This is a genomic window from Idiomarina sp. H2 (assembly GCF_004364275.1).
Classification (GTDB): domain Bacteria; phylum Pseudomonadota; class Gammaproteobacteria; order Enterobacterales; family Alteromonadaceae; genus Idiomarina; species Idiomarina loihiensis.
In genome coordinates this window covers 170751-193795 of record NZ_SNZY01000006.1, presented here as the reverse complement: position 1 = coordinate 193795, position 23045 = coordinate 170751, and the positions used below count along the sequence as shown (strand labels likewise).

Annotated in this window: 22 protein-coding genes; 9 read left to right on the top strand and 13 right to left on the bottom strand. The window is 45.4% G+C overall.

The features are described 5' to 3' along the window. Positions 1–20: 20 nt before the first annotated feature. The 4 genes from DET62_RS09840 (at position 21) to DET62_RS09825 (ending at position 4121) form a co-directional block, all read left to right on the top strand. Positions 21–1583 (top strand): IS66 family transposase, encoded by a 1563-nt coding sequence (locus tag DET62_RS09840; protein WP_110013778.1) that lies wholly within the window; start codon positions 21–23, stop codon positions 1581–1583. A 62-nt stretch (positions 1584–1645) separates the two neighbouring features. After that, on the top strand, positions 1646–1906 hold the full coding sequence (locus DET62_RS09835; protein ID WP_110013777.1) for a hypothetical protein: 261 nt from the start codon (positions 1646–1648) through the stop codon (positions 1904–1906). A gap of 662 nt (positions 1907–2568) precedes the next feature. Next, complete coding sequence (locus DET62_RS09830; RefSeq protein ID WP_110013776.1) at positions 2569–2853, top strand: helix-turn-helix transcriptional regulator; 285 nt, start codon at positions 2569–2571, stop codon at positions 2851–2853. A gap of 5 nt (positions 2854–2858) precedes the next feature. Next, positions 2859–4121, top strand: a complete 1263-nt coding sequence (locus tag DET62_RS09825; protein ID WP_110013775.1) for a type II toxin-antitoxin system HipA family toxin — start codon at positions 2859–2861, stop codon at positions 4119–4121. A gap of 45 nt (positions 4122–4166) precedes the next feature. On the opposite strand, the gene DET62_RS09820 is transcribed toward DET62_RS09825, so the two are convergent. From DET62_RS09820 to DET62_RS09805, 4 genes are all read right to left on the bottom strand, one after another. Beyond that, positions 4167–5480 carry a type II toxin-antitoxin system HipA family toxin gene (locus DET62_RS09820; protein WP_110013774.1) on the bottom strand — a complete coding sequence of 438 codons (1314 nt, stop codon included), beginning with the start codon at positions 5478–5480 and terminating at the stop codon, positions 4167–4169. Further along, entirely contained in the window at positions 5470–5778 is a 309-nt protein-coding gene (locus DET62_RS09815) for a hypothetical protein (RefSeq protein WP_110013773.1), read from the bottom strand. Before DET62_RS09815 ends, DET62_RS09820 begins: the two co-directional genes overlap by 11 nt. A gap of 228 nt (positions 5779–6006) precedes the next feature. Next, positions 6007–6894 (bottom strand): nucleotidyl transferase AbiEii/AbiGii toxin family protein, encoded by an 888-nt coding sequence (locus tag DET62_RS09810; protein WP_110013772.1) that lies wholly within the window; start codon positions 6892–6894, stop codon positions 6007–6009. Between the two features lie 28 nt (positions 6895–6922). Next, complete coding sequence (locus tag DET62_RS09805) at positions 6923–7447, bottom strand: hypothetical protein (RefSeq protein ID WP_110013771.1); 525 nt, start codon at positions 7445–7447, stop codon at positions 6923–6925. Between the two features lie 288 nt (positions 7448–7735). On the opposite strand from DET62_RS09805, the gene DET62_RS09800 reads away from it, so the two are divergent. From DET62_RS09800 to DET62_RS09790, 3 genes are all read left to right on the top strand, one after another. Continuing rightward, on the top strand, positions 7736–8083 hold the full coding sequence (locus DET62_RS09800) for a DUF3024 domain-containing protein (RefSeq protein ID WP_110013770.1): 348 nt from the start codon (positions 7736–7738) through the stop codon (positions 8081–8083). A gap of 123 nt (positions 8084–8206) precedes the next feature. Then, positions 8207–8977: a type IV toxin-antitoxin system AbiEi family antitoxin gene (locus tag DET62_RS09795; RefSeq protein WP_110013769.1), complete on the top strand. Its 771-nt coding sequence runs from the start codon at positions 8207–8209 to the stop codon at positions 8975–8977. Beyond that, complete coding sequence (locus DET62_RS09790; RefSeq protein WP_110013768.1) at positions 8974–9873, top strand: nucleotidyl transferase AbiEii/AbiGii toxin family protein; 900 nt, start codon at positions 8974–8976, stop codon at positions 9871–9873. The genes DET62_RS09795 and DET62_RS09790 overlap by 4 nt, the downstream gene beginning before the upstream one ends. A gap of 53 nt (positions 9874–9926) precedes the next feature. Here the strand turns inward: DET62_RS09790 and DET62_RS09785 are convergent, their stop codons facing one another. The 5 genes from DET62_RS09785 to DET62_RS09765 all read right to left on the bottom strand — a co-directional run bounded on the left by DET62_RS09785 (position 9927) and on the right by DET62_RS09765 (position 16537). Further along, a complete protein-coding gene (locus tag DET62_RS09785) occupies positions 9927–10526 on the bottom strand; it encodes a hypothetical protein (protein ID WP_110013767.1) in 600 nt (199 codons plus the stop codon). Further along, complete coding sequence (locus DET62_RS09780; protein ID WP_110013766.1) at positions 10513–11952, bottom strand: hypothetical protein; 1440 nt, start codon at positions 11950–11952, stop codon at positions 10513–10515. Before DET62_RS09780 ends, DET62_RS09785 begins: the two co-directional genes overlap by 14 nt. A gap of 3 nt (positions 11953–11955) precedes the next feature. Next, complete coding sequence (locus DET62_RS09775) at positions 11956–14892, bottom strand: hypothetical protein (protein WP_110013765.1); 2937 nt, start codon at positions 14890–14892, stop codon at positions 11956–11958. Further along, positions 14889–15554 (bottom strand): Wadjet anti-phage system protein JetD domain-containing protein, encoded by a 666-nt coding sequence (locus DET62_RS09770; RefSeq protein WP_166635832.1) that lies wholly within the window; start codon positions 15552–15554, stop codon positions 14889–14891. Before DET62_RS09770 ends, DET62_RS09775 begins: the two co-directional genes overlap by 4 nt. A gap of 128 nt (positions 15555–15682) precedes the next feature. Further along, entirely contained in the window at positions 15683–16537 is an 855-nt protein-coding gene (locus tag DET62_RS09765) for a WYL domain-containing protein (RefSeq protein ID WP_110013763.1), read from the bottom strand. Positions 16538–16824: 287 nt separating this feature from the next. Between DET62_RS09765 and DET62_RS09760 the strand changes: the two genes are divergently transcribed. Further along, the gene (locus DET62_RS09760; RefSeq protein WP_110013762.1) at positions 16825–17241 is read left to right on the top strand and encodes an MbcA/ParS/Xre antitoxin family protein; all 417 of its coding nucleotides are present in this window, start codon (positions 16825–16827) and stop codon (positions 17239–17241) included. A gap of 308 nt (positions 17242–17549) precedes the next feature. Here DET62_RS09760 and DET62_RS09755 read toward each other — a convergent pair whose 3' ends face one another. Continuing rightward, complete coding sequence (locus tag DET62_RS09755; RefSeq protein WP_110013761.1) at positions 17550–18017, bottom strand: hypothetical protein; 468 nt, start codon at positions 18015–18017, stop codon at positions 17550–17552. Between the two features lie 473 nt (positions 18018–18490). Between DET62_RS09755 and yjjJ the strand changes: the two genes are divergently transcribed. Beyond that, positions 18491–19870 carry a type II toxin-antitoxin system HipA family toxin YjjJ gene (yjjJ, locus tag DET62_RS09750; protein ID WP_110013760.1) on the top strand — a complete coding sequence of 460 codons (1380 nt, stop codon included), beginning with the start codon at positions 18491–18493 and terminating at the stop codon, positions 19868–19870. 1080 nt (positions 19871–20950) lie between these two features. Here the strand turns inward: yjjJ and DET62_RS09740 are convergent. The 3 genes from DET62_RS09740 to DET62_RS14460 form a co-directional block, all read right to left on the bottom strand. After that, positions 20951–21235, bottom strand: a complete 285-nt coding sequence (locus DET62_RS09740; protein ID WP_235598890.1) for a type II toxin-antitoxin system RelE/ParE family toxin — start codon at positions 21233–21235, stop codon at positions 20951–20953. Beyond that, positions 21232–21504 carry a CopG family ribbon-helix-helix protein gene (locus DET62_RS09735; RefSeq protein ID WP_034818393.1) on the bottom strand — a complete coding sequence of 91 codons (273 nt, stop codon included), beginning with the start codon at positions 21502–21504 and terminating at the stop codon, positions 21232–21234. Before DET62_RS09735 ends, DET62_RS09740 begins: the two co-directional genes overlap by 4 nt. A gap of 479 nt (positions 21505–21983) precedes the next feature. Beyond that, positions 21984–22160, bottom strand: coding sequence for a hypothetical protein (locus tag DET62_RS14460; protein ID WP_158511968.1), 177 nt, complete (start codon positions 22158–22160; stop codon positions 21984–21986). Positions 22161–23045 lie beyond the last annotated feature (885 nt).

The window sequence follows — 23045 nt, the reverse complement described above, 5'->3', positions numbered from 1 at the left end:
TTTGGGGTATAATAGCCCCCATGAAAACGAGCGATGCAAACACACTCCCGGATGATGTTGAGAGCCTGAAAAAGATGGTTCCCGACATGCAATCTCAGCTGCAAACAGAGCAGGCTGAGAAGTCGCGTTTGCAACAGCAACTCGATTACCTGAGAGAGCAGTGGCAACTGTTGTTGCAAAAACGCTTCGGTGCCAGCAGCGAAGGACTGCCCGGTCAGGGCGAGTTGTTTAACGAGCTTGAAGAGGCCCTTGAGCCGACAGCGGACGAAGTAGCCGCAGACCAAACTGTTACCTACACCCGCAAGAAGCCCCGCCGCCCGCGCATTGATGAATCATTGCCGCGCGAAGAGGTGTTGCACGATATCCCGGACGAAGACAAAGTCTGTGACTGCTGTGGTCATGACTTGCACCGTATGGGCGAAGAAATCAGCGAAGAGCTGGAATTTATCCCGGCAACCAGCCGGGTGGTGCGCCATGTCCGTCCGAAATACAGCTGCCGCGCGTGCGAAAAGCACGGCACCCAAACCGCTGTTAAAATCGCACCGGTTAAACCGAGCATACTGCCGAAGAGCATCGCAACGCCGAGCTTGCTGGCACAAATCATCAGCGCTAAGTTCCAGTTCGGGTTGCCGCTGTATCGTCAGGAAGCAATGTTTAAACAATACGGTATCGAGCTAAGTCGCCAGACCATGAGTCGCTGGATGTTGACCGTCAGCGACAAGCTGCGGCCGCTTTATCAGCGCATGCACGACATCCTGCTAAAACAGCCGGCTTTATGGGCTGACGAGACGACCTTAAACGTGCTCGATGTCGATAAATCCAAATGCTACATGTGGGTTTACGGCTGTGGCACCGATAAGCCGAAGCCGGATAAATCACCGAATATCGTGTTGTACGATTATCAGGACGGGCGCGGTGGCGCCCACCCCGCTGCGTTTTTAGCTGACTATTGCGGTCCACTGCAAGTGGACGGCTATCAGGGCTATGAGCAAACCCGTGCCCAGCTGGCCGGTTGCTGGGCGCATGCCCGTCGTAAGTTCATTGAGGCCAAAACCGTACAAGGCAAAGGCAAAAGCGGTAAAGCCGACCAGGCGCTGAGCTTTATCCAGAAACTGTACGGGGTTGAGCAGAAAATCAAAGACGACAGCCCGGTGCAAAAACAGGAAAAACGTACCGCCTTAGCACAACCTGTGATGGACAAGCTAAAAACCTGGCTCGACAAGTCGGCGCTGCAGGTCAACCCGCAGTCATTGCTTGGCAAAGCCATCCATTACACGCTCAAACAATGGGATAAACTGCAGGTTTATCTGCATGACGGCCACATTAATATCGATAACAACCGTGCCGAGCGCGCAATAAAACCGTTCGTTATCGGTCGCAAAGCCTGGCTGTTCTCAAACTCACGCGGTGGCGCGCAGGCCAGCTCTATCCTATACAGTATGGTCGAAACCGCCAAAGCCAACGGCCTGATGCCGGTCGACTATCTCATGATGTTGTTCGAGCAACTACCACTGCTCAACGACGGTGATGACCTCGACCCACTGCTGCCCTGGCACATCAACGCCGACAAAAACGGTCAATAAAACTGATCCGCCGCAGACTGTTCGGATATACCGAAATCGGTGATCGGATTAAACCGAAATGCGTGTTCGGGTGGCACCGAAATCATCTCAGCGACAATTATCTTGGCCGGTTGTGTGGTTTATGCGACGCTTACTCTGAAGCTGAGCTGTCGGCGTATTGTCGTGAAAAAGGCTTATTTACCGAGCAGGTCAAACAGTGGCGTACGGATTGCCTGCAGGGCTTTGGTCGCACTGCTGACAGTGAGCGGCAGGTCAAGCAGGAGCGCAAAAAAACGACCAAAGAAATTAAAAAGCTTAAGGCCGAGGTTCGTCGCAAAGACTAAAGCGTTAGCTGAAACGAGCGCCCTGTTGGTGCTGTCAAAAAAGCTCGAGGCCTTATACGGAGACGAACCGGACAACGAGGACGACTAACGCCGCAAAGCGAGCGTATAAGGCTACCGGGGTTTTAAAGAGTTAAAAGTGTCTAGTAAAGTCTGGGAAATCCAAAGAGAGCATCGTTCCGCTTATCTACAAATCGGTCCTTCGGAGCCACCAAATCACACAATTGAAAAACAATCTGCACATTGACACTTTCAATTAGACGGGCATTTGCTTTCAAATGGACGCAGGTTGGATTGCAATTGGAGGAAATTTTAGCGAAGGATTCATTAGATGGCCGATAACTTATTTCCACGAAATACAAAGCAAAATCTAATCGAAGCCATTGACGATACGCCGGTCGTATTAATACATGGTTCGCGGCAGTGCGGTGAGTAGTCACAGTGACAAAATTGACCCGCCAAGAATTGTTCGGGTAGACCGAAAGCGGTGATCGGATTAAACCGGAATCATCTCAGCGACAATTATCTTGGCCGGACCGGCCACCGTAATTGCTGCTAAATACATCACCAGAGTTGTGTTAAATCTAAATAACAACAAAATGATTGTTTTTTTCTATACAGCGTATAAGTTGTATTAGATAATAAAACAATTTTTGGATTGTATTATGAAGACATTAAATGAACTGAGCGAACGATTAGTCAGAGAGCGCAAGAAAAGAAAGTTGTCACAAAAAGACATGCGCATGCTTATAGGAATGTCGCAGCAACAGTATCAACGGGTGGAGTCTGGGCAGGATTTAAAAGTCTCAACGCTATTGCGCATTCTTGCTGGCTTAGATTTGGAACTCGCGGTTGTAGATCCTTCAGAGATTGATGGCAAAAGTACAACTTCAGCGAACTCAGAGACAGAGAGTATTTGGGCTAGCAGACACAAGCAACTTGAGGACTAGGAAAGATGAAGACGAAAAGCTTAGAGCTCGTCGAAGGCCTCAGTCTCAGTATTGATAACCAGGAAATTGGTGTCATATCTCATTATTCGGGCGGTAAGAACATTTTAGCCTTTTCGCCTGATTATGTGGCGTTGCCTGCAGAGAAACGCAACACATTTACGATGTCGCAATTGGTTAATGAACGGGCTCTTCGTAAACCACTTATCAGTTCGCAGCGTTTGCCGCCGGTATTATCCAATCTTCTACCCGAAGGGGCATTAAGACAATGGATGGCACAAGCGCTTAAAGTCCACCAAGACAATGAGTTCCCTTTAATGGCGCATATGGGCCGGAGTTTGCCCGGAGGTCTTATTGCATCACCGATAGTTGCAGGTCAGCTACCAGTTTGGGCGCTTGATCATCGTGAACAAGTTGAAGCTATACAAATTGACGTCGCCACCCAACAAAACAAGTTTTCCCTTGCCGGCGTACAAATGAAATTCTCTTCAGTTCGTAACAAAGACGGCAGATTCAATATCGGCACTGATGCCAATGATGACAGCTGGATCATTAAAATACCATCCACTGTGCATCCGTTTGTGCCTTTTAATGAGTTCTCCGCTATGCGTCTGGCGGAGGCTGTAGGCGTTGATATTCCAGAGATAAAATTGGTTAAATTATCTAAGCTGGATAATTTACCAAATATTCAATTGCCGAACGAAGAGTACGCATACGCAATCAAGCGATTTGATAGAGACAATGGGAAACGAGTGCACACTGAAGATTTCGCTCAAATATTTCAAGTATACTCTCATGAGAAATATGAAAAATACAACTATGAACAGATTGCGGATGCGCTCTACTCCTACAGCCATCAAGGCTTAAAAGACGTCCAGCAACTGGCTAGGCGTATACTTGTGAATATATTACTTGCCAACGGTGATGCACATCTTAAGAACTGGTCGGTGATATATTCCAACCCTCAACGGCCCATGTTATCTCCCGCGTATGACATAGTTTCAACAATACCTTACGTCAAAGGCGAGAGTGAATTCGCGTTAAATATGGCCAAAAACAAAAATTGGTATGACGTGAGCATGGCATCGTTCGAAATTTGGTCTAATCGTGTTGGTTTTCCGTGGCAGGCCGTCAAAGTACACATAACGGATACATTAGATAAAGCTCGGTCTGTTTGGCCTAAATTATTAACCGAATTGCCGATGCATCGAGAGCACAAGCAAGTGCTAAGACATCATTGGTCGAAACTGCATGAAGATTTTAGGCTGTGAATCGGCATTTCTCTTTCTTGCGTAGCTGGTTAATTCATCTGGTGCCTAACGCAAAGTCAGCTCTAATGCACGACCGCGCTCACGAATACGATCTGTTATGATCCCGTACATATCGTCGGGTAGTGGCGTTCGAAAACCACTGTCGAGCACCTGGAATAGCTTGCCGATGAGTTGCTTTAGTTGTTTTTCCACCAAAGCTTTCGGCAAGCCTACGTTCACCCCAAGCTGCACGAAGTCACTTTGGGTATAAAAACCAAACTGCTCGTAAGCGTCACTGAAATAGCCGTCGTCTCCCTCTTCTGTTGCGAGAACGCCAATCGACGTGAAGCAGGCGTGGTCAAATAAGGGATAGGGCGCTAAGCTAAGGACGTCGTAAATGGGGCTTAACATATCCATCGTCGAGTCTTTCCCAAATGGCTTGCGCATTAAGGAAAAATTCTTCAAGTGTAAATCGTTGTTCGCAACAAGGTATGAAAAAACGACTTGTAAGAAGAGATTGAGCGTCACCGCTTTACTGTTTCCTGCGGCCTCGCTTAGTCTTTTTAAAACGGTTTCATAACTTAATGCGTCGCTGTCCTTATGTTTTGGGTGGACCGAACACAATGATGCGCCGTCCTCGACAAAGTATCGCTCATGCTTGCTGAGAATATCGAAACGCTTCGTCACATAAGCCAACTCTCCGTCTTCAAAGGGGACAAGGCCACATTCAGCGGTTTTGAGTCCAACCTTATTGGCTAAGCTCATAACGAAAAACTCATTCCCGGGGCAATGCGGTACACCTTCCGGTGCAGGCTTTACAATGTATTGTCCGCCGCGAGTCGTTGGCACGAGTTGATTACCTTCCAACTTCATCATCAGTTTGCGCTGCACGCCCGATATGGAGTGACCGTTTGCATGATCGACTGCATAGTCATTGAATGAGCGTGACGTACCAACAATGCTGACGCCTTTGTCTTTCAAAATACTGGGCTTAGGAATTGGTATTTGAACAGAGCGCTGGCCTGGTAAATCGTCAACTTCACCGGCTACTACAGAAATAGCGCCAATCAGCTCTTCGCCGTTGGCGCACAACAAACCAAACTCATCGTTTTTATCAAGTCGCGCCTTCTGCGCTTGGTGGGTTCTTAACCATCCTTCTGAGAGCAAATTGGTAAAGAAGGGCGGTAAAGCATCAAACTCATACTGGGTCTTTGTAAGCGGAAAAAAATGCCCAATTGGAGAGCCGTCTACTAGGTAGTTTGCTGCATACTCAAATGTATAAGACTCTCGAGCAGATAAATCGTGCGAGGCACGATATTCGGTGAGTATGCCCGCCTTCACACCATTGACGAATACGGTTGCGATACGATTAACGTGCATCGGTGCGGCCAACATACAGTGTATAGTTACCAAACACAGCGATAATGGACTCAATCGTTGAGCACTTCGCTGAGGCTGGCGAAGTAAATGCAGCGTAGAGTGTTGTTTTGCTGATCATCGCTAGGTCGCAAAAGGTGTCGATGGTAATATCGTTTTCTTTCACGTATTGAGTCACACGCTCCTTTAGCTCTGCGAGTGGAAAGAGCTCTTTTTCTTCAAGCTCTTTTGCTTCTAGTCGCTCGATCTCACGCAGAAGCGCATGAACTTGCTGCTTTAACTCTGTGATGTGACTTTTCATGTGTTTCACCAATGACAGTTCTTTTTAGTGAACTTTTTAATGCCTGAGTGATAATATTGTTTAATATAGCATACTTTTACAGTGGAAATAACGCTTTAGTGAACTTTTATTGCAAAGTATACTAATTAAGTTTTCTATAGTGAACTATTGAGTGACAATTATGGTGGCGTACTCAACATTAATGGCCATTGACAACCGATCTGCTTGCTAAAACTCGAATATTCGGAACTAACCCATATCAAATGGATTTTTTGATGTCCCACCATTGAGTAACTCAGATGCGATGGCATTTACCTCACCCTGAACGTATGGCCAGTAGTCTGGATTATCTAACGTTCTCTCTTTAATCTGTTTAGGGATAAAACGGCTTATTTCCATACTAAAGTCATCGTGTACCCCCTCTTCCGATATTAGCTTGTCTAACGCAGTAGACAGCGCCTGTCGAAAGTCATCTGGTTGCTTATGTCTCGCGGAGAGTTTTTTCTCAACCAATACCTTGGATAAATCAATCCCACGTTGTTTAATCCAAACAATATCCCAGATATCACGAGGTTTAATACGTCTTGACCGATACGCTAACGCAATTAGCTTATCGGCCAGTGTTTCTTTTAATGACTGTACAGGAACCAGGATCCCTTCAGTCGGCACAACAATATCGTAATGATTGATTAGCGGACGCTTTTCGATATCGAATGAAGGTATTGAACAGACGTCAATATGCATTTTTTGTCTTGGTAAATCAGGACGATTAGGCTCTTTAACGATACTAATCTTCCACGAAACGGTATCCCCTTGCTGCTCGCCAGAGGGCTTGTTTACCCAAACTTCAGTTTCATACTTATTTTGAATATAAGTCTGTATCTCGGATCCCAACCCCTCAAACTCAGATGGTTTGAAGTCATGACCGCCATTGAAATCAAGATCTTCTGACAACCTACTGCTGTTGTGACACATGCGTAATGAGGTGCCGCCAATAAAGGTTAATCGCTGCATAACACCTTGCTTGATCAGCACATCCATAATGTCATGATGCAAGATCTCTTTTTCTATCGCGGGCGTGATTGCCGCATAGTCAGGATTTGACTGTACGATTTGGCGGATTTGTTGCTTCAGCATACTCTATCTCCTACACACTCCCACATACTTAGCTCTCCAGCATATGCAGATTACGGCGGCAGTGCTTAAGATCTGCGAGCGCTTGTTCTTTGTATGCGCGGTACATTTTAATTTCGGGGTCATAGTACAATTGAGGGGCGATTTGCTCGACTGGCTTCTTAGTGTGGGTAAATTCGATCACACCATAAGGCGTGTCAAAACAACCACTTCGACCTTTAGTAACAACGGTGACTCTACCCATCACAACTTGCGAAATATCGCCGGTGTAACTAAGCTGACTTTCTAGGCTGATGTAATTCAATACGCCACTACGCAACTTTTTAATGATCTTATAAATGGCTGTTTCTGGCTCTGGCGGTGTGATCTTACTTTCATAAAAGCCTTTTACGACGCGTCTTAGCAAGCCCTTCTTTACGCTATCAGCGAGGAACTTTCTAAAAGCCGGGTCACAAGGCACGCCCAACATAAAAGCAAGCTCATTTGCACTGTGAACGCCACCGCCGGCACTAACCGCTTTAGCCAATGCGTTTAATAGCTTATCAGACTTAGTCATAGGTCTACACTAAATAACCAATTAGGTAATTCAGTGTAGACCATTGATTAGATTACGGCAAGCAATAGGTCTACATAAAGTTACTTTTTAAGTAATAATTTGTAGACCTAAAGGTAGGCATACAACCTTTCAATTAATCCAATCTACCTGTATTGAGAGACAATTACCTTGGCCGGTTCGTATTGCCTCATTGAAAAGGACGGAACTGAATCAAACCCAGTTTGATTCACAACAGGCCACATCTTGGGTTAAAATCCTGCCTCTTTTTCGCGTATTAGGTAATCTGCTATGGCCCTCAGTGAATTCGAAATTAAGAAATGTGAGAAAGAACTTGAAGCGTTCATGGCGGTACGAAGACCGCCGATGCACATACGACCAGAGCTTGACCTTGGTTACCGAATTGAAAATCAGAGTATTGAAATTTTCGAAATCAGACCGCAATGGCAAAATCCTTCCGAAACCATGGAACTGCCGATGGCAAAAACAACCTACGTAAAAACGCAAAATTGCTGGAAAGTTTATTGGCAACGCGCTGATTTGAAATGGCATGCTTATGAGCCAAAGCCTAAAGTGAAGCGACTTAGTGATTTCCTAGAGCTCGTTAAAGAAGATCGGTATGCTTGTTTCTTTGGTTGAGTATCAATCTCCAACCAGCTCCGCAGTTTAAACTTCAACTTATTTAGGTACTAATAGCACCGAAATATAAAATAATATAAACTAACGGTTAATTTGGTTTATAAATTATAGTAGACTGGCACTATGAGTACCGATTCACTATCTAAATTAAACAGGCTGCTCAGAGCTCAACCCGCGGGGGTTGTGCTTTGCTCTGCCTGGCTTGCTGATAATGGTTACAGCAACGACCTGCAAAAGCGTTATAAAAACAGTCAGTGGTTTGAATCTGTCGGTACGGGTGCATTAATCCGCTTCGGCGACCAGGTCGATTATCTGGGGGCTGTCTATGCACTGCAAGCCCAATTGGGTCTATCCGTCCATCCGGGGGGTAAGACTGCATTAGCATTGCAGGGGAAATCACACTACTTAGAGCTCTCTCCAAAGCATGCGCAACTGTTTGGCGACCAGGGTGAGCATTTACCGCTTTGGTTTAAAAAACGGGATTGGGGTCTTTCGCTAAAGTGCGCGCTCACCAATTTCCTACCGCCGGAGCTTGGTTTGATCGAACTATCGCATAAACAGTTTAAAGTGAAGGTATCCGATCCGGCACGCGCCATCATGGAATGCTTATACCTGGCACCAAAGTCACAATCATTAACGGAGGTTTATGAGTTAATGGAGGGGCTGAACAACCTGCGACCAGCGTCCGTGCAAAAACTGCTTGAGGCTTGCAAATCAATCAAGGTTAAACGCCTATTTCTTTATATGGCTGAAAAAGCGAATCACGACTGGGTACGTTACCTCAATTTAGATAGCGTGGACCTGGGCTCTGGTAAGCGCTCAATAGTAGCTGATGGTGTTTATGTCGCGAAGTATCAAATCACCGTACCGAAAGCGCTGGAGTCAATGGCATGAATGAAGCTTATAGAAGGCAGGTGAAGCTACTTCTTGATGTATTGCCGGAGGTTGCTAAAGAGGAATGTTTTGCGATGCATGGCGGTACGGCTATCAATTTGTTTCTGCAGGACATGCCAAGATTGTCCGTAGACATCGACTTAACCTACGTCGAAATAGCTGAGCGCGCTGAAACGCTGGATGCCATCAATGCCGCACTTTTGCGCACAAAAGAGCGCATTGAAAAACTAAGTGCGTCCATCCGTGTTCAGCATAAACCAAACGTTTGTAAGCTTCAGATTAGTCAGCAAGGTGTGCAAATTAAGATTGAAGTGAATATGGTTGGCCGTGGCTTACTGGGGTCTGCAACCAAAACGGCACTGTGTTCATCTGCGCAAGAGCAATACGACGTATTCTGTGCCATGCCGATAGTCCCCCTTGGTCAGCTTTATGGCGGTAAACTCTGTGCGGCCCTTGACCGGCAGCACCCAAGAGACCTTTTCGATACGAAGCTCTTGTTGGAAGGTATTGGCTTTACGGACGAGATTAAACGTGGCTTTTTATTCGCCCTTATCAGCAGCAACCGACCTACTCATGAAATGCTCGAGCCGAACTTACTTGACCAACAAGCCGCCTTTGAAAACCAGTTTGAAGGGATGAGTGATCTTGGGTTCAGTTATGCCGACTATGAAGCCACCAGAGACATGCTCATAGATACGATAAGGAGAAACTTGAACGAGTCGGATAAGCAGTTTTTGTTAGGCTTTAATAGACTACAGCCTGACTGGTCTGTATACGACTATCAGCGCTTTCCATCCGTTAAGTGGAAGCTGTTCAACTTGGCGAAATTCAAAGAAGACAATCCAGAGACATATCAACGGCAACTTCATCGACTTGAAGAGTTATTGGCAGGCTGATTTATCGCTCTGGCGAAAAGTTTTGTCTGCCACCTCCCGAAAACGTGTCACTCTCATATAGGCTGAGTATCGCCGCTCACGTTCCGTTGATGCTCTATAATAGCGTCTATCATTGACACCGCGCCTTTACTTAAAACGTACTTTGTCGAACTCACCTGAAAGATAAACCCACACCGTTTTAGCGTGTTGATAACGTTAGACTTATCCTTGAACTTTAACGCGCGTAATACTTGTTGCAGATCCTCGTCACTATCAAGCATATCAATGTCAGCTACCGTTAACCCCTGAGCCGGTTCGCCGAGCAAGTGTAGAGGCTGCCCACGTTGTGTTGCTATACGCGCAAACAATGTTAATACCGCCATAATTTTTAAGGCGGCCTCATTAAATTCGTCGTCTTCTTCGTCTTTAATTTTTGATTTAATGTGGAAAAACTCGCCTTCACCATCATGCGCGAGGACATACCCCAATTGCCAATACAGTGCTTCATAGTGACTATGATTGGTTACCAACTCTTGATACATGGAAGATTCTTTAAAGTCGGCAACGGACTGCACGTATTCGTGTTTGTTAATGATCCCGCCTTCAGCAAACATTTGATAAATGGCGCGTGAAAGATTAGGTGATGTTTGTGAGAACGTATTATTGATTTCCATCAGAACCCTCTGAATGTTGTCCGGTGGCGGTAATATGACGAACGCAGTAACCCATTTCAGTAACAACCCCGGTATCAGGATCTTCTTCACGGATCTGCTTGAATGCCGGTAGTGCTTTAATCGTATACTGTTTGGAGGTAACCAGTGTGCTGCTTATCTCCAGCAAATCAGGTACTTTGAATCCCTCAAACGTGTTTTTGAGCTGTTCATAAGCATGCGCGATAAAATCAACATTCTCCGGCCATGAATGTGATGTCACCCAGCGATTCAGACGAATTGAGTGCCGGATGGCAACAGCGCTGTCTTTTTGAATAACGTCCTCAAACACCAATTTATCGTCGATACTATGGGCGTTTTGTAGGGTCCGGCGTGCCAGCTCATTAAACACGTTACTTAAAAAGGCCGGTTTCTTATCAATCTGTATAGGGGCAGGGCGTTTGATTTTGCCCAGTGTTCGCTCCGGCGCTAAATCCTGCAGATCCGACAACTTGATATTTTTGAGTCGGCGATCAGCACTTAATGTCTTATTATAAGCTTGCTTGATGATGACATAGGCGGACTCAATGGCGTTGTGCTGTGCAATCGCTTCTTTGGTCTTTCTCAGATAAATACTGATATTGTCGGCGACCGCTTTTATTGGCTCGAATAAATCCAGGTATTGCAGATAGTAGTTCGTCATAAGCGCCTGGTACTCCAGGTCGCCATTGCGGACAAAGACATTTTTTAACGCATCAATGGTCAGCAAAATACCATCACCTTTTTCGTAGCGCGTGTCTTTATCCAAAAATGAACTGAGCGGCTGCACTTCGCGACGATAGAGTTTCGAGGCGTGCTCAAATTTAAGCTTCATAGCATCAGGTAGCTCGCGCTCAGCTTCTTCTGCGATATCCTCCTGGAATTGTTCGCCAATCTGCTCCAGCTTCGTAATGTTGGCTTTTATTCGCCCGAGTAATCCCGTGATGTGGGCATTCAATGTGTCGGTCCATTCGTCGTATTCTTCAGTTCCCGGGATAAGTGAGAGCTGCTTCTCATTAATATCCGACAGTATGGACCATATCGGCGTCATGGCTGACAGTAGTGAGGTTTTGTTCAACGGGCGATATAGGCTGATTTTGCACAGACGGAATAAATCAATGATAACCGAGTTAAACCATAACTTTGTCACGCCGTCTGTGGCGCGTCGATCATCAAGCACCTTGGCAGACAATAAATTTTTATAGTCAAAAACGGTGGTTACCTCTTTTTGCTTCTCTGCTGACAAACCTTTTTTATATTCAGCTACCAGATAAAAGAATTCCGCCTCAATCACGGCATTGCCCTGACGCTTATCGGACGTTTCAATAGCACGAAACATAAGCTCACGATGATTGAGCATTTTTAATATGGTTTCGATTGTACTGAAGCGTTTTTGTATCAAGTCCGCCATAACTCACACCTCAAGCGATGATTGAGAAGGAGGTGTATCCGGATGCTCGACGTTCAAATATTCTCGAAACCTCGGAATAGCGGTATTACGCCGCTCTTTGCTGTATGGGTGTGTGGTTAGATTGTCGCGGGTGAACACCTGATAGCTTCCAATGGCTTCGAATACGGCACCGCTTTTCCCGTCCACGGTCACGCCGATAAGGTAATGGCCTTTGTTGTTCAATGTAGCAATGAGCTCAGGGATCTGCGTTGTATCAATGCTGCCAATTTCATCCACGATCAGCGGGAAGGCAATATGCGCAGATTGACTGGCCAGCTTATCAAGGAAGATGTCGCAAAAGTGCGTATTAATCAGCATGTGAGTCGATGTTGATTGTTTTTTGCTATCCCACGAGGCGCCCGCTTTGCGCGTTTCATATCGGGTGCCTTGAATGAGGTGATTAAGCCGCAATTTGCCATCATCGTCACTGACGGCTTTACTATCAACGAATTTTTGCAGCATGCTATACCACTCAAACGGTAACGTATTTTCGGTATTGAGCGAGTCGAAATTACGCCAACTATCAACCAGACTATTGAAAAGGGGCTCTAAATCAACAACAAGCCGGGCTTCTTCAATGTCGTTCATTGAGGCGCCTTCAATATCCCGGTTTATCCGGGAAACGGTGGTTTCAATCTTGTCTTTGGTCTTACTGAGCCGCTCCAGGCGGTTTCTAATATGCGCATTATGACGACGAGTATCCTGCGCCAATACATCGCTGTTGTGTGATAGCAGCTCAAACTTTTGGGCCAGCATATTGAATGTATTGACGACGGCATCATCGCCATCGTCACGCTCAAGCAGTTGATAGTCGTCACTTATCAGGCCGTCTTTGATCAACTCGACAAGTTTCTGTTTGATTTCGTATTTGGCTTTTTCAGCGTCTTGCAGTGCATTTAATGTTCGTTGAAAGCTCTCCTCATCACCGACTTTGTCGCCGGCAGGGGCCTCTTCATCACCTTCTAATACCGCATCGAGGCGCGTTTTCGTAGCCGGGAAGCGACAGATCGCGTTATGATACTGGGATAGCATCATACTCAGCGCTCTAGCCTTATCTTGCGTTGCTGATAACTCACTGCGTAAACGGGTCAGTTCACTATTATCTCGCTCGTAAGCCGTCTCTAGCTCCTGGTGTAATTCAGCATACTCATCCCGGTCTTTGAGCTCTTGTTCATGATCAGCGGTTGCTGAAATGATTCTCTGGCAAGTCGCGGTATAACCCTCGATTTTTTCAATGTCAGATTCGGCGCTTTTAATTTCTCGGGTTAGCACTTCAACCTTGTGCGTGCTATTGACTGCGTTGGTGTTGAGCTCTTTTAATTCCTTGAGCTCTTCTTTTAAATCGAACAGTTCACTCTCAATACCCGTGATATCTTTTTCTGTGATGGGCTGATAGGGCTCACTGAGCAGCGGAATTGACTCATCAAAAAAATCAAGTGATCCGCCGCGCTCTATTAAAAGCTCGCAAAATTGGTTAATTTGCGACAATTCATCGGTGGTTAAATCGCGACCAGGATTCGCTTTTGCAAGATCGCTATTGACTGAATACAGCTTGTTGTAAAGCGGCTCCGGCAGCTGGGCATGCAGGCTTTTTGATTTGTCCCGGATTTTAGCCTCTGCTTTTTTTAGCTCTTGCTCTTTGCCTTTAATGAGCTCCTCAAGTTCTGTAATGCGTCGCTCCCGGGTATTTTGCTCTGTACGGTTCTTATAGTCGCTTTGTTTTTCCTCTAGGTAATCTTCGAGTGAGCCTAGGACGAACGATATACCCTCATCGGGATACGATGCGATGATCTGATCGCATTGGTTTTTTATTGCCGTTTTCTGTTCAATCTCTTTATTTAATCGATTGACTTGTTTCTGACTAACCTGCATATCAGTTAAGGCATTTTGCTTCTGTTGGCTTAGCGTCTTGCATTTTTGTCTCAAGGTTTCAACGCGACGACCAATGGCGTCAGCTTGCTCCTCAAGCGATTGACAATGCACCGTCGTATTTTGATACAGACTTATAAATTGTGAGGTTGCGGCGCTTTTTTGCTGAAGTCTCGAAAACTGCTCCTGAAGCTCGGTGAATTGAGGCTCAAGCGCACGTAATTTTACTAACTGCTCTTTGCGCTGAGTCAGCTCATGCTTTTTGCCGATAATTTCGTTGATATCGATTTCCAGTGTTTCATCAAATGCGTCCTGTGCCTCAACAGCAGTGGCTGTCATTAGCCTAAGAGAGCCCGCATCTTGATTAAACAGCATTTTGACCAGCGCCCTGACGGAGTCGACTGAATTCGCACGGATATTACTAAGTGGAAAGATAGCAAACGGTGTGCTTGCCGGGTTCATGGCATTAAATGAATAGAGCGCTTCTATCAGCTGGTCGCGCTGTGAATACTGCTTAGCATTTTTATTCACTTCACGCAGTCGAGGTACCAGGTCCGAGCCGACCGGACTTGTCGGTCGGGTACCGTTGCCGTCGTCTTTTTGCCAGAACAGATGCTCAATGGCTTCGTAAGGCTCCGGGATAAAGACACGCTGTATTTTGTAATCCCCGCCTCTTGAGATGATTTGGCAGTGACTCTGCGTCCCGCCACCAAGAAGCTGATGCTCCACCTCAAGAATGAGGCGCGAATGCACGGTCGGGAAGTAGTAATTATAGAGTTCGTCCTTGTCGTAGTAACTCTCTTTGTCGTCGCTGTCTGCACCAGAGCGAAAGGCAAACTTATCTTTTGCCTGGTTTACGTTGGTATCCGGTAACAAGAAAAAGCGTACCGCATTGACCAGACTTGATTTACCGACATTACCAAGCCCCATCAGCAAGATATTGTCATTTAATAGCGCTTCAGCATAAGCCATGGATGATGAATCAACAGCAACGATACGCTTGATGATGATCTTGGTAGTGCTCGTATTCACTTGTCTTCTCCTATAAGGACTTCTTGCTCTAAAACGCCCTGACCGGCAATTAATAACTCAACCATCGCGTCAAAGTTGTGGTACCTGGCCTTTTCAATAGCCTTTAAATAATGGGCTTGGTGTTTTGGCTTTTTGCAGTAACGTGCGTAACTGACTAAGTCATCGGGCATCACAAAGTGCAGCTTATGCGCTAGCGTTTGGCTCGCGGTTTCGTATATTTCGATGCCAGCTAAGTCGTAATCCGGGCAGTAATGTATGCGCGGGAATTGAGATAAATAGGTCAGTGCGGCCGGATGTGTGATGGCATTACCACCGGAGAGCAAAATAACCGTGTTGGGCGATAAGTCCCCTAAGCCTACGTTTAGTAAAAAGCGTTCATGCTGGGTATAGCACTCACTGTTCTCTATTAATACCAGCGTAGCATCAGCGGGGATGACTGTTCGTCCGGTAAAGGCGCCGCTGTTGCGACAGGCAATGGCAAAATGATTATCCGGATCACTCAGTAATTTGGCCGTAAAATAGGCTGCAGAGGTACGATGTTGGTGTGAATCCTTTGCGCGCCGGGAGGCATCGACACGCGATGTCGCCGGCGCGAAGCGCTCTAGCCACTGTGCCAGCAGTGCGTTATCAACTGACTCGATCAGATATGTATTTCGGCTCACAAATGAAGGTTTCCCAAGCGTCTCTAAAGAGAGAGCATGTTGATGTAAAAGCTCATCGAGCCGAATCGCGTTGACCGGTTTGCCAGCTTTTATCTGCTGTAGGTACTTATAAATGTTCATTGGCTAGCCTACTCAAACAGGTAGGGGCGCAGTGCCTCAATATTGGCAACAATTAATGGATGCTGACGCGGGTCGCTTTGTATGCCGTGACGACCCAGGCGGTAATATTGCAGGGTGTAATCAACCATAGCGCAGCGCGCTTTAATGACAAAGGGCGCTGTTTGACCATAGTCGTTTAATACCAGCATTTTCCCAGTTTCATTAAGCGCCGGATGTGGAGCAATTTGAATGGGCGCGTATTGATGCCACAACGTATCGATAGCTGGGAGAGTGACACCTTTTTCAGTCATGACAATGTCATTGATACGCCCGAGATTGAAATCGGAAAAACGTTCGCGTCGGCAGCAGTATGCTCTGCAGTGCCAGCGCAACCCATCATGACTTAATTGCTGTGGGATAATGTCTCGTTTCAGCCCCTCGGGATGCGTACGGCTTTTATAAAGGATGGTGGCTTTTGCATTGTTACGGATGGCTTTTAATAACACCCGCGTAATAACAGGACTTGGCGTCGCAAGCGGTGTGACGGCATTATGGAAGGCATCAGGTCCATAAAGCCCCTCAATATAATGAGAGCCAACGGCGAGCATAAACTGAATGTAGTCAGCCCATTGTGGCCGAATGAAGTGCGTTTCAAATGCGTTTGTGGCGACAAACAGCTTTTCCGGATCGCTTGGCATATAAACCAACGCATCAGGATAATGTGTGCGATAATTTGTAATCGCTTTGCTTATGACATTAGCTTGCACCCCAAATAACCGTGATAGTCGAGACGCATTAACACCGCCTTCCCAGAAAGCGAGGTATTCGATTGCTTTATATCGCTCGTACAGCTTCTCATCGATAGCGGGCTTATTATTTGGCATTGTATTGTATGTATTGTTTTCGTGTATACGATAATAGTCAATACATATAGGTGAGGCAACCTGTGTATACGTACAGTAGTAGCTGTTTCTCTGTTGGGCTCGATCCAGGTTTTAAAGACACAACCATGCGCGGATCCGGTTTATCCTTTAGCAATCAACTACATTGGAACTACACAAAAAAATGTGCTAACCATGGCGGTATCGAAATCGAAAAATAAATAACGAGCATTTGCAGTATCATTTGATAGCGTTAAACTCTAACTGTCATTTGATAGAGGTGTCGAGTCATGCACGCACAAGCATTAACGTTTGATCCCGCGCAGTTTCGGGAAAATCACGAAGGGAAAACCGTGGAGAAAGACCAGGTGGCTTTTAACATTGCCGTTCGTATACTGGACTTTTGGGGATTTTCGGACGCAGAGAAAGCCGTTGTATTGGGAGATATTCCTATAGCAACCTTTCGTCGGATGAAAAGTGGCAGAATGCGATCCAAGCTGACAACAGACCGTCGCACGCGTGTTTCATTGATCCTCGGTATTCATGGAGCGTTACGAATTTTATTTTTACAGGACGCGCATAAACAGGAATGGATCAACAATTGCAACCGAGCTTTTGGCGAGAACTCACCGAAAGATGTCATGCTCTCAGGCTCGCTCGTTGGTCTGTATGAGATCCGTCGTTATCTGGACGCCTCAAGGAGCTAATTGACGTTAAAGAGCAGGCTCGCTCCTTTGCCGTAGCAAGCTGTAACATTGGGTCGGCTGGGTTACTAAAACACACTTTAATGCTTTTCTGCCCAAATTTTGTGATCAGCTCAGTGACAAAAGCGTTAAAAACCTGTTTCTGCGCAATTTTCGTGATAAGTCCGGAATCGCTGTTCCGAATCAGCGAAATACACAGAGTTCATTTAATCTCTGAATTGGTAGCTCTTTCTTCATGGTTAAGTGGTGAGTTGATACAGTTTTAGGCAGTATAAGTCACCACTTGTTGGTGCCAATGTTATAAATGCTGCTTATTTATTGCTGTAGACGCAGTCTTTAATTCTGTATTTTTCAAAATGTTCGCAACGATAGTCAAAGTACTCTGTTTCGTCTGCGAGTCGAAATAGAATACCGAAGTCACCGTTTTTTTCGGTGTTTTCTACACGAAAAATCTCGTCAATATCCTGAATCGCGTACTTATCATACTCTTTACGATTGGCGTGACGCGGAATGATGATCGATATCCTTTTTTTGACAACACCTTCCACTTTAGTAAGTTCAACTGCTTCCCGCCAGGTAACAGCTAAATACTGATTCGTAACTGTATACTCATCATCAGTATCAGCATCCGTATCTTTTTCTTCAAAAGTTAGTTCAACAATAAATCTTTCTGCGTTAACTGTGAGTTCGACAAAGTTAAAGCGCATGAGCTCTTTATCATCGAACGCAGTCGTGAACGCATCGTTAATTTGCCACGTTTTATGCACTGCAATGAACATATTGTGAGTCCTTTTTCATTTTGTCAATCGGGTCGGGCTCTAATTTGCTGAGAATTCAATCAGTTTTTGAACTCAGGATTTAGTCTATCGATACTTCTGTAATTATCCAAGTTGTTGTTTTAAAAGGATAATGTCTTGAATAAGCTACTAAAAAATATTTTTTTCGATGAATTTATAGTCACAAAAAGATGGTCGTATTCGCTTGTGATGGCTGGGAGAGATAGCGTTGATTCAATTTCACTTGGCTAGCTTCAAACAAGACAATCCAAGTACATACTGACAAATTTACTGGCATCTGCTATAACAATTAAACGAACATTGTAAATCAATGCATTCAAGCCTGCTAAAACTTGTAGATTTTATTAAATAATTCATTAATAACAGTGTCTTATGATTATTTTTATACCTGCATTATCTATGCGGAATTTGATTTTCTTACTGTTTTATTAGTAATAACGAGAGCTATTTAATCCATGACTGAGGTTGCCGATAACATAACTTTATCATTGAAGTCTGGACCGATGTCGGCGGCTGAGCTTGCTCGAGGTTTGCGGGTTGATGCAACAACGGTTACTCGGCGGCTGAATCGATTGGGTTCACAAGTGGTGATAAAAGCAGGCGAAGGCCGTGCTACTCGCTGGCTACTGCGACGTACCTTGCCTATGCTTCCGGAACAATCTGTACTGCCAATTTATCGTGTTAATGATAATGGAAAGGCGGAGAAAATAGCGCTGTTACATATCGTATATCCGGATGATAGTTATTTGGTGGAATATTTTCGCTCGGATAACGATAACAGCAAGGTTATGTCAGAGTGGAAGTTCTATGAGTCGTTGCCATGGTGGTTGTCTGATATGAGACCGCAAGGGTTCCTGGGGCGCTCTTTTGCTAAACAGCTAAGGGAGCAAGGCGAACGTCTGGATCCTGATCCTAATAAATGGTCGGAAGATACGGTACTTGCGGTACTAGCGAAGTTTCCGCAAGATCATGTTGGTAACCTCTTACTGGGCGATGAGGCATACTCCCGATGGTTAGAGCGTCCGCAGGACACTGTGATCAGTCATGAGCAAGCAGGCATCAAGGCTGATGCTATAGCCCGTGGTGAGCATTTCGATTCATCGGCTAAAGGTGAACAGCCTAAATTCATTGCAAACCTTGATGAGGGAGAATGTATCGTTAAATTCTCTGGAGGAGTGATGCAAACTGAGGTTGATTCAGTCGCGAATCGGTGGGCGGATTTACTGAACTCAGAAGCACTAGCAGCTGCAGCGCTTAATGCTATGATTTCCGACGTTGCTGCTTATAATCGCGCTTTCAATATTGATGAAAGAACGTTGCTCGCGTCTCGGCGGTTTGACCGAACCTCAAAAGGGGGGCGAGTTGGCGTGGTATCCTTTGCGAGTTTGGATTTAGAGTTTGTGGGGCAGGCTAATGGGCATTGGCCTGACATTGCAGACGCTTTGAATCAGCAAGGTGTTATCACCGAAGAAGCGGTGACGCGATGCAAGGTTGCCTGGGCTTTTGGACAACTTATCGCAAACTCCGACATGCATTTAGGTAACGTTTCCGCGCTGAATTTTGATGGGCGACCTTATGAGTTAGCGCCGGTTTATGACATGCTGCCAATGCATTACTCGCCAACCAGTGCCGGTGATTTGCCATCGGAGCCGTTTAACATACGTTTTCATCCGAATGTCCCACGGATTTGTTGGGAAACCGCCTATGCAGCGGCACATGACTTTTGGTCCCGTGTGATGGAAAGCAGTGTTATTAGTCGCCACTTTAAAAGCCTGGCAGAACAGCAACTAAAAGTTGTTGAGGACTATGCGGTCACGATAGAGAGGATGGCATAAATTTACAAATAGCTGTCGAGTATTAATTACTTAAGTTTAGAGCCTGTTCTCAGCAAATACGGTGTGATTAGTCAGCAGATGTTTGATTATGCCACGGTAATGATGACGGGCAGAAGTTGAACATTCAAGACACCGTTTGGAACACTGGAGCCTACGCATACAAAGCAAGGGTAGGCCTGAGTTTAAGATGTAAATGCTGCGAAGGTAAAATCTTAGGGACTCCTGGGTTTTTGCTTTCATTAGTTGTTTTACCCATAAACGCCCTCGATAAGTTAGTGATTTGGACCTTCCAAGTATCACAGACTACGCCAGCTCTTTTCTCATTTTGTCGAAGTTATGGAATTTGGGGCATTGAAGCCGCTTTGATCGGACTAATTTATCCCAAAACTGGGCCACTTACGCCGATTCTCCTCATCGGAGTGGCCCAGCTATGGGAGGAGTGGTGTTGGACCGGCTTTGATCGGACTAATTTATCCCAAAACTGGGCCACTTACGCCGATTTTCTTCATCGGAGTGGCCCCGCTATGGGAGGTTTTGGCATTTGATCGGATTTGATAGGTTTAATTTATCCCAAAACTGGGTCACTTAAGCCGGTTTCCTTGGCAAAGTGGCCCAGCTATGGGAGGTTGGGTCTTGGATCGGATTTGGTCGGTGTAATTTATCCCAAAACTGGGCCACTTAGGCCGGTTTCCTTGGCAAAGTGGCCCAGCTATGGGGGATTTTGGTGTTGGCTCGGTTAAATTTTCAGGTGACGTGCGACGCTCGCTCGGCTGGGTACTGATTAATATCAGGCAGGTAAATTGACATCCTCCCCCACCTAAATCGGTGGGGGATTCCCATTACATGGGCGCACACTAAATTGCTTTAGGTGCAAGTTCCTGCTTCATCGAGCGGCTAACGCCGACTCTCCACAGGCTAACAAGCGGTGTCCCCGCTCTAAAATATTTAATGCACCAACAATGTCTGTATTGTTAGCGGCTTCATTTAAGTTCTCTGAGCAATGGTGTCAACAACCCAAACTTTCAGGCTTTCGCTTGGTGTGAACCGACAAATGAGCCGGAATCAAAAACCGCTGGAGACTTACGAATAACCAACTTCTTTCTGATGTCGAACTGCAAGAATAATCGTTTTAATACCATCGTAACGGTACAGCGCGACATAACCGCTCTGGCCAAAATCAATGAGCCACTCTCTAAATTCAATAGGCATATCATCCAGCGGACGGCCAATCTCAGGTTGGTAAGCCAAAATATGGGCGTTCTTACGAATGCTTTTGACGGCCTCGCGAGCCACTATCGGATCGTTATCTCGCAAAAAATCATGTAAACGTTGAACGTCTGCTAAGGCGGCCGGAGACCAGATCACGTGTGACACGTTGGCAGCTCGGCATCATCACCCGATTCAAGTATGGACAACCATTCATCGGTTTCCGTTTGCGTCAAATGCAAGCCATTACGCTGATAATCTTCCCAGGCACGAAGTGCGTCTTGCTTAAAAGCTTCTCGTTTTTCTTCTCGTTCAACATAATCCTGGATCGCCTGACGCATGATCCAATGTGCTGAACGATGACGAACATCTGCCAAATGCTGCACGCGTTTTTTCATATCATCATTCAGTTTTACGGATGTTGCCATTTTTAACCTACCTAAGTATTAAAAGGTAATACCCTCTAATACTATCGCATAAATGTCGTGTTATCCAATGATGCTTACTGAATACCAAATCAGTGTCTTACCGCATAATTAACTATCGGGTTCTACCCAGATTTTACGGACACATCTAAAACCAGGCGTAATATGCCGATAAGGAGTGTTCATGACCAAGGCAAAAAGCTTTTACACATTCGGAAATCTTGCGCTAAACTACTTAAATCGGTTGTTGTGCTTGAGGAAGCAAAAATGAATACGCTCGAAGCGATTTTTATCGGTGCCGCACCATTTGTCTTGGTAGTCGCGGTTGCACTAACACTTTTCGTTTTTCCGGGAAGTCGGAAAAGCAAGGATTAAGACACGCGTTCTTGATGCAGTCGGTTAAGTCGTTTTACTCAGTGCTGCGACTAAACAGCAAACACACTCGATACCACTTCTACTCATTATCAGCAGAACTATTTATCTCAGCTTACGTTATTGTCATCAACAATCGGGCCACTTAACCACTGCTTATCTTTAGAGTTGAGTTTGAAACTGCCAGCCGGGCTTTTTGATAATAACTCGTCAAGGCTGTACTTGTTGACATGTCCCGGCTTATCGTCTTTCGTTTTTTGTTCACTATTTGGGGTCTGACGGTTCATTCGACACTCCTTCTGTTTAAAGAATTGGCTCGGCTAGCTCTTGCGCCTGACTGGTATATTCATTGAGCCCAAGCAAAAGCTCCGACTCTTTGTGTGAAGGCTTTAATTTTTCTGCCGTTGTCTCATTCATTCCCTGCGCCCCTTTTCTAGGCAACGGATTATCGAGCGTTATTTTTTTTAATTACCTCATTAATAGCGAATAGTCATCAGCGATGCTGATATTGACTAGTATGATGCGTCTTTAAATTTTTAGCAAAAATCCTGATTAAGGCGTTATGATTAGAGTTAAATCTTCAGAAAATCTTCTCATCGAGAGACTATTTTTAAAAGGGTTACGTGCTATGACAACTGGACAATTATGGCTACTGTTGATGCTAATTGTTGGATTAATAATCTTTTTTGGTATCGGTATCTGGGGTATCAATCGACTCGGTGCGTCAGAGAATAACTCCCAGACGTGATTCATACGTTAACGCACTTACGGGTAAGCTTCTGACCAAAGGTACGAAAGAAAAGCCCATCAGGCCAGATAGGGGCTCTCAGTCTTCGGAGGGCTTCGTAGACAGTGATGCCCGAAGCCTTTAACCCTCTCAGAGGCAATTATTTTGGCCGGTTGTGTGGTTGGAGTTACTTTCTTACAGATCAATGGCGTTCTATGGACAAATCCTGACGGTATTTGAGCGTAGAAAAACTTTTTTCGAAGAAGTTTGTAACAAAATGTTACTTTCGGAGAGTCAGTCTAAGTAATCATTTAAAAAAGCAATAATTTTAAATAACCCTTATAAAATTAGGGGGAGGTGTTAAAAGTGAGCGCTTACCATCGGTTTTTATAAAAAATATTTTGTTATATACGCTGCACGATACCGTTTTTGAAAGCCGGTACTA

Coding starts and splice junctions, on each gene's coding strand:
- DET62_RS09840 (WP_110013778.1), top strand. CDS start 21: ATGAAAACGAGCGATGCAAACACACTCCCGGATGATGTTGAGAGCCTG.
- DET62_RS09830 (WP_110013776.1), top strand. CDS start 2,569: ATGAAGACATTAAATGAACTGAGCGAACGATTAGTCAGAGAGCGCAAG.
- DET62_RS09825 (WP_110013775.1), top strand. CDS start 2,859: ATGAAGACGAAAAGCTTAGAGCTCGTCGAAGGCCTCAGTCTCAGTATT.
- DET62_RS09820 (WP_110013774.1), bottom strand. CDS start 5,480: ATGCACGTTAATCGTATCGCAACCGTATTCGTCAATGGTGTGAAGGCG.
- DET62_RS09815 (WP_110013773.1), bottom strand. CDS start 5,778: ATGAAAAGTCACATCACAGAGTTAAAGCAGCAAGTTCATGCGCTTCTG.
- DET62_RS09810 (WP_110013772.1), bottom strand. CDS start 6,894: ATGCTGAAGCAACAAATCCGCCAAATCGTACAGTCAAATCCTGACTAT.
- DET62_RS09805 (WP_110013771.1), bottom strand. CDS start 7,447: ATGACTAAGTCTGATAAGCTATTAAACGCATTGGCTAAAGCGGTTAGT.
- DET62_RS09800 (WP_110013770.1), top strand. CDS start 7,736: ATGGCCCTCAGTGAATTCGAAATTAAGAAATGTGAGAAAGAACTTGAA.
- DET62_RS09795 (WP_110013769.1), top strand. CDS start 8,207: ATGAGTACCGATTCACTATCTAAATTAAACAGGCTGCTCAGAGCTCAA.
- DET62_RS09790 (WP_110013768.1), top strand. CDS start 8,974: ATGAATGAAGCTTATAGAAGGCAGGTGAAGCTACTTCTTGATGTATTG.
- DET62_RS09785 (WP_110013767.1), bottom strand. CDS start 10,526: ATGGAAATCAATAATACGTTCTCACAAACATCACCTAATCTTTCACGC.
- DET62_RS09780 (WP_110013766.1), bottom strand. CDS start 11,952: ATGGCGGACTTGATACAAAAACGCTTCAGTACAATCGAAACCATATTA.
- DET62_RS09765 (WP_110013763.1), bottom strand. CDS start 16,537: ATGCCAAATAATAAGCCCGCTATCGATGAGAAGCTGTACGAGCGATAT.
- DET62_RS09760 (WP_110013762.1), top strand. CDS start 16,825: ATGCACGCACAAGCATTAACGTTTGATCCCGCGCAGTTTCGGGAAAAT.
- DET62_RS09755 (WP_110013761.1), bottom strand. CDS start 18,017: ATGTTCATTGCAGTGCATAAAACGTGGCAAATTAACGATGCGTTCACG.
- yjjJ (WP_110013760.1), top strand. CDS start 18,491: ATGACTGAGGTTGCCGATAACATAACTTTATCATTGAAGTCTGGACCG.
- DET62_RS09735 (WP_034818393.1), bottom strand. CDS start 21,504: ATGGCAACATCCGTAAAACTGAATGATGATATGAAAAAACGCGTGCAG.
- DET62_RS14460 (WP_158511968.1), bottom strand. CDS start 22,160: ATGAACCGTCAGACCCCAAATAGTGAACAAAAAACGAAAGACGATAAG.